The organism is Paenibacillus sp. MAHUQ-45 (assembly GCF_058133325.1).
In genome coordinates this window covers 750,035-762,892 of the sequence record NZ_JBYUPV010000002.1, presented here as the reverse complement: position 1 = coordinate 762,892, position 12,858 = coordinate 750,035, and the positions used below count along the sequence as shown (strand labels likewise).

Sequence of the window (12,858 nt, the reverse complement as noted above, 5' to 3'; positions counted from 1 at the left end):
AGATCATAATATCCATATACCAAACTTCCGGTTCACAGTTGCTATGCATTCTAAATAAATGTACAGGATCACCGTTAAATAGAGATAACATCCCACTGTTTAATGGCTGTTGAAATAGTCGTTCCAAAGCCATCTTTTTACTTTTACCGAATAACTCAAGAAACTCTTCAACATTACTGTATTGATTATCCTTCAGCTTCTTCTGTCGCGTAACATTAATATAATTATCGATCTCTCTGCGACTCCTATCCTTCATTCTTATCATTAAATCTATTTTTTCTTCTTCACTTGGAAAAAGGAAGTTCGTCAGCCTCCAAAACTCAACCGCTTTTTCGCTTATACCTAGTACATCCCCAACGCTTTTCATATTTTGTATCTCCCTCTGCTGAATATTAGGGAAATGTCTCTATTTATCCTCACTTAATATTTATCCCCTCATTCTATAGTTTACGTGGATGTAAAAATATCGGCAATAACAGTTTGCTTTAAAAACCGATTGGCTTATTCATCTATACAATATCTCCTTTCGTAATCATTAAAGTAAATATAATTATTTAATTAATAATATCATGAACACTTTCAAAGTCAACTGGTTTTCAATTATTAAATAGAAAAAAGAACAAGTTTTTAAGCTTGTTCTTTTTCTTGGTTACTACGTCCGTATAGGGCTTCAATTGTTTCAATGTTCAAGAATTCTTTAGTTAGTCTAGTCGTTATTTTATATTCTAAGTCAAACTTTTTACAAACTGTCACGATCTCTTCTCTTTCAAATTTTCCTGTTTGATCCAAAAGTTCTTTTGCGTATCTAACCATTCCGGATTTCCTTAAGTTGATCGGGGTTAGATATGGATAATCAAACCATTTGGATATCATGGCAATTCGCCTTGATACTAAAGTTTTTTCAGCTATATCAAAGTGTTTTGTATGTGCGATAGTTGGGCGAAAAACATAAGGCGTATCTATGAGTTTTCGCTGCCCTAAATGGCTCTCCGTGGTCCCGTTATTGCTGTGATATACGTCTTGTCTTGCTGCTGCAAGCAATAATCCCACTAATTTATCTGACACTCCTATTTGTCTTTCCCTAATTGGCCCACTAGCTGGCTTATTTTTGACAACCAAGATACTTGATTCTGCAGTTATATCTATTTTCAGCATATTTAATATCTCGGAATACGCTCTACCCATAATACCTTCAAATAGTGACTGAATCAAAGCCGAATCTTGAAAATTCGTAATCTGTCCCACAATCGATTCTATTTCTTTGTCTGTGAATAAATATTTGTTGCTTGTATCTACGAAACTTTGCACAAATTCATCAGTTATCGTAACGGACAACGGATTAATATTGTCTTCCCTCAAGTCCTCTTTGATACCCCAATCAATATATTTGCGGATGTTGGTTAATTGACTGTGACTCGATAGGAAGGTAGTAGGGGACAGTAATTTCATTAATTGTCCAATTTCATATATGTTAAAATTATAAAGATCCTTCTTAAGAGGCTCTTCAATCATTGAGGCCCTTTTTAAAATCCTCGAATACACCTGATAGGTATTATCGACCAACCCTTTAAGATATCTATCTTTTTGATCTTTATTGTACAATTCCTCATCATATATTTTATTGGACATTACTCTTCTCCTCCAGTAGCAACCAAACTTTTAAAATACACTAAGACTTTCTTACGTAAACTAGGGGTATTAATTCCGATTCCTACCTTTGACTCCAAAAGGCCGATTAAGTCTGAATCTTTAAAGTTAATTCTGCTTACATAGTTCTTCACTTCTCTTGGATGGATATTATTATCTTTGAAATACTTTGCAATTATAGTGTAACCGATAAACATAAGCGGATGATTTATATTGGATTCCTTATAGTTCTGTGGATTTTCCAAAAACTCATCAACAAAAGATCCCACCAAGTAGTCATAAAAATTGGTTAAGTATTCGGCAGTTTCTTTTGCCTCCATCTTGCTAGTGGGATTAAAGGTATTTGCTATCGCATAGGACATAATATCAAATGTTGTTAATTGCTTTGCAACTCCAGATATATTGGGAGCAGATGCTATCTTTCCTTTTAAATCTGATTTTAATTGAAGGTCACGTACTACCAAGTCTGAGGGTTGATCGGATAATAGTTCTTTCCTTCTTTCAATTTTAACAGGGTTTATCGTATTGATTTGTCCAAAGTATCTCTGAGCTGTTAAAGTGTCATAGGAGCGAATTGAAAGAATCATTCGTTGCTTTAGGTTAGGGTTCATCGAAACAGCTCTCACTCCGCCTTGAAGGCGGTGGAAACCATCAAGAATACTTATAATTGCCTGTTCATTAATACGAAGAGTTCTTGTCTTTGTATTATATTCAATAGCTTCAATTTCATCTGAGTACATGTTTAAAGTGATCATATCTTCAAGATATGTTTCATTAACCATACTTTCAGCAATATCTTCAACACTTTTTATGTTTATATCGGGCACAGCGACTATTCCATCACGTCTTTTCACAAACTTTGCGCTACGTTGAGTATCAAAGTCATACTTAATCAGTTGCGAATGGAACAATTGAACCAGGAATTTCATGTCTATTTTTGTGATATAACTTGCATCGCCTAAATATGTGACATCTTCTATCTCCAGAGGCAAATGTAATCTTGTTTCGTCTTTGTATGCATATTTAATTGTATTTTTCGCTTTTTCAATTTCATTTTCTGTATAAAAATTATCAGGTTTCATATCTTCGTACCTCGTAGCATCATACAAGGCACTAGTTACTATGCACAACAAAGCACTAGTTAATGATTCAAGAGACTGATTTCCTTTTGAAATATCCTCAAATGTTCCAATTGGTACTCCATACTCTAATAGATATTTATTGATTTGGTTCACTTTTTTACGAGAACTCTTCACTTCTTTTATTCGCTCTGCAATATGCAGTTCCAATTCCCCTCGATCTTTTATCAAACTGCTGCCTCCCTTTTTATTTTTCTATTGTATTGATTATACCATATATAAAAATAATTAATTCGCTTTAAGTCACTTGAGCTTGCCTTCAAAAATATTCAGCAAGTTCTTCTGATTTGTACTTGTGTAAATCAATTTTTTGCAAAAATCTTTAATTGTAATATAATCTAGATCACCCAGACTATTAATCGCTCGTTGTCTAAACAGTTTATAGCATCTTTCGCAGTAAATTTCGTCTTCATTTGCAGGAGTGAACTGACTGAAACAGTTATGTTCAACACATATTTTATCTTTTATTGAAACTACTCGACCATATGGTTTATATCCCGCCTTGCGCATTGCTGTCGACCATGTTACATCAAGACTCTTTAATGATTTATCCGATGGCTTTAGATTTAAATCTCTATACTCTGCATTGGTTGGAATATAACCTAAATCCTTTATAGTCTGCTTGAGTTCTTTGACTGCATCTTCTAGAGATAAATATCTGCTATTTGCGAGTTTTACATTAGCGCTCTTAGCAATTTCATCCCATCCATAATACTTACTAATATAGTCTGATGATGGAGACAGTTTCGGTTTTTGATTATCATATAGCGACTTTGATATTTCTCCGTACTCTAACCCCAAAAGTTTTAAGTTACTAATAGCTTTTATTCTATTTTCATTTCTTAAAAACTCATCTTTTTCTAGTACATCACACTGCTTTAAAAAGTCAGAAAAACTGATGTTGTCTAACTTCCCTTTTAAACTTTCCCATGCTGGCAAACTGCCTCTATTCTTATTATAAAGTTCGGTTGTAAGATATCCCCCAGCTTTACTTGCAGCAACTCTTACACTTTGTATGATATCTTTATTTAGTTTCATATTTTACTCCTTGCAATTTATATATAAATCCCTGTCACATTAACCTGTAAATATTATCTCCTCTTCAATAACTAGATAAACTTCGCTCGTATACTTAGAGTAAATTGGTTTATGTATTTTCTGGTTCAATCTGAAATGCTCCTTGCCGATAATTGTAACATATTAGATTTCGCTTCTGCAGCACCGAAGCTACTCTTTGAGCTGTTCAGAAGATAACGGTACGGCATTATTATTTCACTATTCAAAATGTAAGCCATGATATAATTTTCCGTCTTTTTTCGACAAATTATTTATCTCTTTCTATGAATTTATCATATCGATAAAGAAATGCAAGTAAATATTAAAATATTACCTCTATATTCTCCAGCAATATAAAAGATCTTTATATACAAGTTAATATGTATCAGTCTTATGCGATATTACTGTATAATTTCAATATTTTCATAATGACACTCTTTTGTTACTCTTCAATCAAACCATCTATATATAATTAAAATAATATTCTTATTTTTATTTATTTATCTAAATAATGATTTATCAGCATTGTGATCTTCACCACATTTTCTAATTAATGATACTATATAGGATCAGGTTGACACTTCGTTGGACGCTACGAATGCGGCGGGTTCTTCCGATATAACAGAATTCTCTCATATATTCTGCAAGCATTTAAGGATACAGCGATAGAATATGTCCATCGGCATCCATTGTTATTATGTATAAAAGCGTTATTAAAATAAAAATAAATATATTATTGATAATTTTAATTCTCAATGCTATATTTACATCACAGAATCATATAGTACATGCACCAAATTAAATTACCAGAGGTTGAAGATAAACATTTCTAATTAATGAAAATACATATAAACAAGGAGATTATAAAAATGATTAAAAAACTAAAATGGAAAAAAACATGGCAGGAAAAATACTGGGATGGAGAGTGTGAATATATTGATGAGAGATTAGTTTCATGGGACTGGAAAAATAACAAAAGGATCTGGATTGATTATGAACAAGAAATGAAAAATACATATGATGATCAAGTTATATGGACGAAGAAAGATGCTAATAGTGGTAAATTCTATCGTGAACCATATAAAAAACGAGAAGTTATTGAAAATAAAAATACATAAAAATTATACAATAATAGAGATTGGGAGAACTAAATAAACCTGGAATTTAGATGCTAGTATTCACTACATTTTGAAACAAGTATATTAGTAACAAACTATGTATTGAAAGAATTGTGTTTTCAAAGCAGAATACGTAGTAAATGATGAAAATAAATAGCCCCCAAATGGGGGCTATTATGTTGACCAAACCAATCCCTTGTACAAATACTACGAAATTGCACTCTCCGTCTTATTCCTACCTTCTATCCTAACAGAAGAAGACATTAGGTCTTTTGGGAGAATATTCATCAAGTCCTGTCTTGAAGGTTTATTTGGTTTACTCATTAGTCTTACTGCTTGATGACGTATTGAGTTTTCAATTACATTTCGCACAAACCGTGCATTGCTAAAAACGGATTCGCTGATTTTTTCTTCAAGTATTATGTCCCTTAACTTCTCTATAGCTTCGATATTCAAAATGTAGTCTCTGTCTTGGGTCATTTTAATGGCAATCAGTATAAGTTCATCAATCGAGTAATCCCTAAAATTAATATTGACTGGAAATCGTGATGGCAAACCAGTGTTTGATTCTAATAGCATGTTCATCTCATCAGGATAACCAGCCAGAATTATTATTAAATCGTCATGTTTATCCTCCATTATTTTCACAAGACAATCAATGGCTTCCTTTCCAAAATCCTTGTCTCCACCACGAGCAAGACTGTAGGCTTCATCAATAAAAAGAATACCGCCCAGCGCCTTCTTAACCAGGTCCCTCGTCTTTTGTGCGGTATGCCCGATATATTCGCCCACCAGATCAGCTCTTTCCACTTCAACCAGGTGCCCCTTACTTAGTACGCCCATTCGCTGGAACAGCTTCGCCACAATACGTGCGACTGTTGTCTTACCAGTACCGGGGTTTCCTTTAAATACCATATGATAGACCTGAGGCTCGACTTTAAGATTCATTTCTTTTCTAATCTTTTCAACCTGCAAAAAGGCATGTATCTCGTAAATAAATTCCTTTACCTTCTCTAAGCCAATCATGCCATCAAGTTCTTGAAATATTTCCTTAATCGATTCTAAATAATTAGGAAATGTTGCCTCAACTAAATTATGTTCGATTATTGAATTTGTAATTTCTTGACTTCTAAATGTAATGTTCATCCTAGATTCGTTGATTGTAATTTCTCTTGACTTATCATCCAAATTAATCACCTCAACCTCAATTCTGATGTTAAGTACTCCAACGTCTGATAACATTCTTAAAACATATTGGTGTAATTAAAATGGTGTTATTACTGCATGTAGTTAAAATCTTTAATTTGTAAGACTGATTCATAATAATCATAATTGTGTTAAAAGCATACACTACCCTACGTAACTCTGGGAACCATAAAAGGATCGTACTCATTAATATCTAGTCCCTCGTCTTTTGCGCAGTATGCCCGATATATTCGCCTACCAGATCGTCCCTTTCCACTTCAATCAGATGTCCCTTGCTCAGCACGCCCATCCGCTGGAACAGCTTCGCCACGATTCGGGCGACTGTTGTTTTGCCCGTACCGAGGTTGCCCTTAAACACCATATGGTAGGCCTGCCCGCTTGCTGGCCAGACCTGCCTCCGTACGCATCTGGGCGACCTGAAGCAGGGCGTAAATTTCAAATACAAGTGCGCAAGACGATATTATTTTGCCGGGACGGTCTGCCTTCCTCCCGCCCGCTTGCCGCCGCTACGCGTCCGTTCATGGATTTCACCTCATTATCCAGGGCTGACTTGCTCTAAACAAGTCTATTCCTGCTGGTGGGGTGATATTAGCAGTTTCGGGATTTTGCCCATTATTCAGAGAAACAACTGCTGAATCTTCCATTTGGTATAGGCGAGTACCTCGCGTGATTTGTTCCAAGCCATGGACATTACGCGGGAATCCGTCAGTCCCAGCTCTGGTTTGTCGTAACCAAGAGCACCTGCTATTTCCATAGCTCGTCGCCCATGATAGGTATGCGTGATGATGATAGAAGTAGTCAAACCTTCTTTTTTCATAATCTCGCGGCTAAACAGTAGATTCTCATACGTACTGGTCGCTGCATTTTCAATCAAAATATCACGTTCCGGGACGCCTGCGCCAACCAAATAATTGCGCATTCCCTCAGCTTCGGTATACTTGTAATCGGGCTGATCTAGTCCTCCCGATACAATAAAACGGGGGAACATCCCGTTATGGTAAAGCTTGAGCCCATAATCGAGGCGTTCTTTCAAGCCAGGGCTCGGTTCATCGCCCCACATGGACATTCCAAGAACGATCCCCACATCTGCTTTCTGCATGGGGACCGTTGACTTGGCACGGTTAATGTTCCATAGTGCAAAAACACTCCATAACAGTCCCAGTACGATCAGAATAGCCAGTCCAAACAAGAACGGTCCCTTAAAACGGAACCGCCGTCTTTTAGATACTATCCGGATCGGGGACGAATCTCTTCCGTAGACGTACCAATCCATTTGTCATTTCCTCCTGAACTCTCCGTGATGAAATAATTCCGCGCGATGCTTCAGGGAGAGGGAGAAATAAGGAAAAGCATGCGCGTCTATACTTCGTAAAATCGTATTCGCCGTGCTCCAGGCCTGGTTATAATCACTGTCCGAAATGTCCCCTCGTTCCAGCGCTTCCTCCAGTTCATCTTCATCCAGCAAGAACACTTCCCCGTTCCAGAGCACCACAACATCCAGGTACAGATCATCGAACCAAGGCACGCCTTGATCGGTGACACCCTGCACTTTGCAGGTATCGATGTACCATTGAACGATATTTTGCCGCTCGTCGAACATAGCCGTGACGATATAGTGGCTATCCTTGGGGAAATATTGCAGCCAGGAATACCCTTTGTCAGCAATACGGTATGTATGCCGGCCATAGCTTTTCCACAGTGGTTCTTTGAGCCCATAAATGGTGTACAGCGTAATGTAACCACTGAACTCCCGGCTCTCCACATAGCGGCAAGCAAAATGACGGCGCGTAATCCGGCGCCAGTTGGCCCGGTCTCCGAATTTACGTTTCATAATAATAACCCTCTCCATTATGGTGACTTCAGCTTACCACATTTAGGAGATACACTCAAAGGAAGACAAGTGAATAGTATACCCGTTATATCCGCAAGGGTTGCATTTTGCGTACTTATATCGGTTAATTAATCTTTTTTTATTTAATGTTTATTGGATATAGAGATGCTACAACCGACAATTTATTGTGCTGCTAACTTTCATACCCACATCTCTTAATATAAAGAAGGCTATCCAGAACTTCTGGATAGCCTTCAATAAGACACTATATTTTAAGCTGACACTCGCGCATTTCTAAGCAGCTTATTTATCTGTATTTCACGAATCACTATTTGACCGTTTCTTCTGTGCCATTATATCTATTTGTTTGCTGTGCATTTCCCCGTCCTGCAAGAGCACCCACGAAGGAAAGCGCGAACCCAACCGATGCAAAGATGTATAGCATTTGAATCCCCATGGTATCCGCTATCCAGCCAGATAATAATAACGAAACTCCATATAGAATTGAAGTAAGTGACGATTGAGCGGCAAATAGCGGCGGGAGCTCTGAAGTGGGGACGCTTGTTTGATAAGAAGTTCGCTCCGCTAAATTTTTTATAGCCTGGAAAGCCCCTATGGCGAACATGACAACGAGCGTAACCACCGGGCTAGTAGAGAAACTGAAGCCGAGCGTTAGCGCAGCAACGAAGCCGCTGCCTACAGTCAGCATAACACCAAGGTTCCACTTTTCGTCCGTCAAACGACTCATCAAGATGCTTATGAGCACGAATCCACCTAAATTAGCGCCGTTCATCCAGCCCCACCATACTTCGCCTACATGCAGTCGTTCATTTACGAATACGAGCAATAGTGCTCCAGCAAACGCCCCTCTAAATAGACCTTCCCAAAAATCCATCCACAACAAGACACGTAACTTGGGTAACGTAAAATAAATACGCCATCCCTCTTGAAGTGATTGTCCCCAAGACAAGGCTGATGTTTGGTCTGCGCTACTGCTGACTTTTTTTATCATGGAGGAAGATATGCAAGCACCGCCTAGTAATAGCGTTGACAGGAGTAGCACTTGGCTGGCACCTAGCCAACTAACCGTTATGGAGCCGAACGCCCATCCAGCCAGAGAACAAGTCTCTACGACACCCGCTAGTACGCTGTTTGCTTTAAGCAATGAAGTTTCAGGTACGGTTAGCGCAACAAGAGACGATCTGACAGGACCCGCCACACCCTCCAGAATCGATATCCCGAAAACCATCCCAACCAATACAGCAATATTGGGACTATCATTACCCATTAAAAGCATGTATAGGGTGAGTAAACCCAAGCCAAGAGTTTGCCCACCAAGGCTAGAGGTAAGTAGGCGGTTCAAGCGTAGTTTACGCATAATAAGAGGCGCTACCACACTACCGACGGTCATACCGGCAACTCTGAGTAGTGGATACAACGCTGTTATGGTAGCCGAACCAGAAAGATGATAAAGCGTGACGACTAGCGCCAAAATGTACCAGATGTCTCCTAAAGTAGATAGAGCCTGACTAAGCCAGAGTCTATGAAATGATTGTGTAAGCAATGGACTCATCCTTCCCTATATTCAGTTGTATTCAGGAAAAGGAATGAGAATTTACAACGGTCTGCCTCCGATCAAAAATGAAAAAGATTGTATCATTATAGCATTTTTCATTCAGAATAGCATTCCCTCTGGCAAAAAAAGAACCCCGGCTGTGCGTACAGCCCCTCCTAACGAGGGACCGCAGCACAACCGGGGTTGTGTATTCTTATTCAATTGCCTACAACAGCCAACCTCTTAAGGCGCAGTTACGCCATCTGTCCCCGTTCCCGCTTCATGATCGGTATTAGTTGGGGCACCCGTGTCGACACCAGCATTGGCTGGATTGGCAGGTTCAATTGTAGCTGCTGGCGGCGGTGTCGGAATTGGAGGAGGCGTCGGAATTGGGGCCTGTGTATTCTCAGGCGGTACAATCGTTCCGCTACTATTTCCACCATTGCCGTTATTACCGCCCTGATCTCCGCCTCCATTGTTCCCTCCTTGATCTCCTTCACCGTTATCCGGTGTTTCGATAGGGATATTAGGATCAGGTGTGATCGTAGGTTCTGGAGTTGGTTCTTCATCCTCCACATAAACGGAGACCTTATTAGACGCCGGGCCTTCTGTATCGAGCTCAGGATAATAAGCCGTTACATAATATTCATAGGTCAAACCTGGCATAGCGCTGATATCTCCAACACTGGCAGTTGTTGTGCTCAGCACGGAGCTAAAGTTCGCTTCCGAAGTTTCCTTGCGATAAATACGGTATTCTACGCCCGCAGTTGATACAGCATTCCAACTGAGTTTCACCGTCAACGTAGACGGATCATACTGGGCGGACAGACCGCTCACCGCTTGAATAGCATCCGGACTCGGTGTAGGCTCCAGGTTAACGACATTGTCCGGTTGTGGGAACGACTTCTTCGGCACATCTCGCAGCGCTTCTTTCATAACTTTACCCCAGAAGGCTGCTGCCAGCGGACTGCTGTTCTTGAGCAGATGTTTCTTGCTTGGTTTGTCATACCCCATCCAGACGGCAGCCGTCCATTCCGGTGTATAGCCGACGAACCAGACATCACGGTTCGAGCTGATGCCCGGGTATCCGCTTTGGGTTGTACCCGTCTTGCCGGCTACCGGACGGTCAATTCTGGCTTTTTTACCTGTTCCGCTCTCAACAACCTTCTGCATCATCTCGGTCATCTGGTAGGCCGTACTTTCTTTCATGACCCGCGTAGGTGTCGTATTAGACTTGAATTTAGTTTCGCCACTGCTATCCGTAATTGACTTGATCGAATAAGCATCGCGGATTTCGCCTCCGTTGGCAAAAGCACTGTAAGCTTCCGCCATCTCCAGCGTGTTGGTTCCCTTGCTCATGCCTCCGAGGGCAAGGGAAAGGTTCTTGTCATCATCCGTAAGCTCAATCCCCATTTTTTTGGCGAATTGGAAACCTGTGTTCACACCGATTTCATTGAGCAGCCATACCGCCGGCATATTCTCCGACTTCTGTATGGCATCACTCATACTAATTGTGCTGGAATACCCGTGCAGGTTGCTCGGACAGTATTTGCCAAAGCACTGCTTCACATTGCTGAGCAGAGAATTTTCGTTGAATTTGCCAGTCTCAATTGCTGGTGCGTATGAGACCAGTGGTTTGAAGGCTGAACCTGGTGAACGACGGCTGGCGGTTACCCGGCTGTAGCCTTTTTTCTCATAATTCCGTCCACCAAGCAGGGCAACAATACCACCGTTCTCCTGGTTGATGATCGTCATCGAGCCTTGTACAAGATCTTCGTCCACACTTTTCTCAAAGTTTGCACTGTCGGCAAAGGCATCCTCTACCGTTTCTTGCGCGTGCTTATCCATAGTAGTGTAGATCTTATATCCGCCGATATTCAGATCATCCTCGGTCAGTCCATATTTAGCTTCTGCTTCGTCCACTACGTAGTCAATGAAAGCCTGATAACGCTGCTTCGTTTCCGGTGGCTTATAGTTGTAGTCCACCTCTTTGGCTTCGTCCCGCTCCTGTTCAGTAATGTACCCCTGCTCATACATGAGCTGCAGCACAACCGCACGGCGTTCCTTGGACAAGTCAGGATTGCGAAGCGGATTATATCGGGAAGGACCTTTAGGCATGGCTGCCAGCGTCGCGATTTCCCAAATTTTGAGATCATTCAAGTTGCTCTTACCGAAATAACGAATCGACGCAGCCTTGATACCATATACCGTACCACCGAAGTTGATCCGGTTCAGATAGAGTGTAATAATATCTTCCTTCGTCTTCTTGTTCTCCAGTGCTACAGCGATGGAGACCTCGGTAGCTTTTCGGAAAAAGGTCTTATCCCGTGTCAAAAAGATATTCTTGGCGAGCTGCTGTGTAATCGTACTACCACCCTCTACCATGCTCCTTGCGGCAATATCCTTGACTGCGGCACGGCCGATAGACCATAAATCCACTCCGCTATGCTCGAAGAATCGTCTGTCTTCGGTAGCTACGAACGCATCAACCAGCAGCTTCGGGATCTTGTCATAATCCACTGGATCACTTTTCTCAAAAGCCAACTCGCCAATGATGTTCGCATTTCGGTCATAGATTTTGGTCGTTTCGTTTACCGTCAGCTTGTCTTCGTTCTCCTGCAGCAGCTTCTCTCCGTTCAGCATAATGAAGAGATAACCACCCAGCGCACAAAAAATAGCCAGTGCTGTTGCAAAAAACAGACTCCATAGTACACGTTTTTTGGTTAGAAACTTTTTCTTCTTTGCATTTGTTTTTGGTTTGGATGACGTCGGCGTTCTGTCTCTATTCCGATTCGTCCTTGACATTTCATCTTTAGACATGGTGCCTCCTGACTCCCTTTAAGGAGTTAATATCTTCCTGAATGAAAAGAACAACCTTCTCAGGTTGCTCCTTCTCACTCTTTATTCAACGCTGTATACACAAAAAGGTTTCACTTCAATCGTTAAAAATCTGCCAGACAGATCAATCAAGCACGCGCCCGCTCGTTACTCCTCGTTGCTGCTATCCTGCATCAAGGACACGCTGCGTTGCGGTGTGAAGGTAGAAATCGCATGCTTGTACACCATTTGCTGACGGCCATCACTGTCAATGACGATAGTGAAATTGTCGAATGCTTTAATGATGCCCCGGATTTGAAAACCGTTGGTCAAATATACTGTAGCAGGGATATTCTCTTTGCGTAGTTGGTTCAAGAACGTATCTTGGATGTTAATGGACTTGTTCATATGACGTACCCCCAATGGTTCAATTAGATTGTTCAGAAGTATATTCAAGACCTGAGAGAAACTTTCCTGCTATTATATCAC

The 12,858-nt window shown here is 40.5% G+C and carries 11 protein-coding genes and 1 pseudogene; 1 reads left to right on the top strand and 11 read right to left on the bottom strand.

The genetic code is table 11. The features are described 5' to 3' along the window. The 4 genes from AC3Y23_RS07210 to AC3Y23_RS07195 form a co-directional block, all read right to left on the bottom strand. The coding region (locus AC3Y23_RS07210; protein WP_379197078.1) for a hypothetical protein at positions 1-367 on the bottom strand (367 nt) is incomplete at its 3' end. A gap of 260 nt (positions 368-627) precedes the next feature. Next, positions 628-1,629 (bottom strand): phage lytic cycle repressor MrpR family protein, encoded by a 1,002-nt coding sequence (locus AC3Y23_RS07205; RefSeq protein WP_379197076.1) that lies wholly within the window; start codon positions 1,627-1,629, stop codon positions 628-630. Then, positions 1,629-2,957, bottom strand: a complete 1,329-nt coding sequence (locus AC3Y23_RS07200; RefSeq protein ID WP_379197074.1) for a DNA sulfur modification protein DndB — start codon at positions 2,955-2,957, stop codon at positions 1,629-1,631. Before AC3Y23_RS07200 ends, AC3Y23_RS07205 begins: the two co-directional genes overlap by 1 nt. 72 nt (positions 2,958-3,029) lie before the next feature. Further along, entirely contained in the window at positions 3,030-3,824 is a 795-nt protein-coding gene (locus AC3Y23_RS07195) for a hypothetical protein (protein ID WP_379197072.1), read from the bottom strand. Positions 3,825-4,711: 887 nt separating this feature from the next. Here AC3Y23_RS07195 and AC3Y23_RS07190 point away from each other — a divergent pair. After that, the gene (locus AC3Y23_RS07190) at positions 4,712-4,960 is read left to right on the top strand and encodes a hypothetical protein (protein ID WP_379197070.1); all 249 of its coding nucleotides are present in this window, start codon (positions 4,712-4,714) and stop codon (positions 4,958-4,960) included. A 207-nt stretch (positions 4,961-5,167) separates the two neighbouring features. Here AC3Y23_RS07190 and AC3Y23_RS07185 read toward each other — a convergent pair whose 3' ends face one another. The 7 genes and pseudogenes from AC3Y23_RS07185 to hfq form a co-directional block, all read right to left on the bottom strand. Further along, complete coding sequence (locus AC3Y23_RS07185) at positions 5,168-6,106, bottom strand: AAA family ATPase (RefSeq protein WP_379197067.1); 939 nt, start codon at positions 6,104-6,106, stop codon at positions 5,168-5,170. 256 nt (positions 6,107-6,362) lie between these two features. Then, positions 6,363-6,688 (bottom strand): annotated as a pseudogene (locus AC3Y23_RS07180) (AAA family ATPase); the annotation flags it as partial. Positions 6,689-6,782: 94 nt separating this feature from the next. Then, entirely contained in the window at positions 6,783-7,439 is a 657-nt protein-coding gene (locus AC3Y23_RS07175; protein WP_379197065.1) for a YdcF family protein, read from the bottom strand. A gap of 3 nt (positions 7,440-7,442) precedes the next feature. Beyond that, complete coding sequence (locus AC3Y23_RS07170) at positions 7,443-7,997, bottom strand: ribonuclease FAU-1 family protein (RefSeq protein WP_379197063.1); 555 nt, start codon at positions 7,995-7,997, stop codon at positions 7,443-7,445. Between the two features lie 328 nt (positions 7,998-8,325). Further along, complete coding sequence (locus tag AC3Y23_RS07165; protein WP_379197060.1) at positions 8,326-9,570, bottom strand: MFS transporter; 1,245 nt, start codon at positions 9,568-9,570, stop codon at positions 8,326-8,328. A 225-nt stretch (positions 9,571-9,795) separates the two neighbouring features. Next, positions 9,796-12,372, bottom strand: coding sequence for a transglycosylase domain-containing protein (locus tag AC3Y23_RS07160; RefSeq protein ID WP_379197058.1), 2,577 nt, complete (start codon positions 12,370-12,372; stop codon positions 9,796-9,798). Positions 12,373-12,537: 165 nt separating this feature from the next. Next, entirely contained in the window at positions 12,538-12,777 is a 240-nt protein-coding gene (gene hfq / locus AC3Y23_RS07155; RefSeq protein WP_379197056.1) for an RNA chaperone Hfq, read from the bottom strand. Positions 12,778-12,858: the final 81 nt, after the last annotated feature.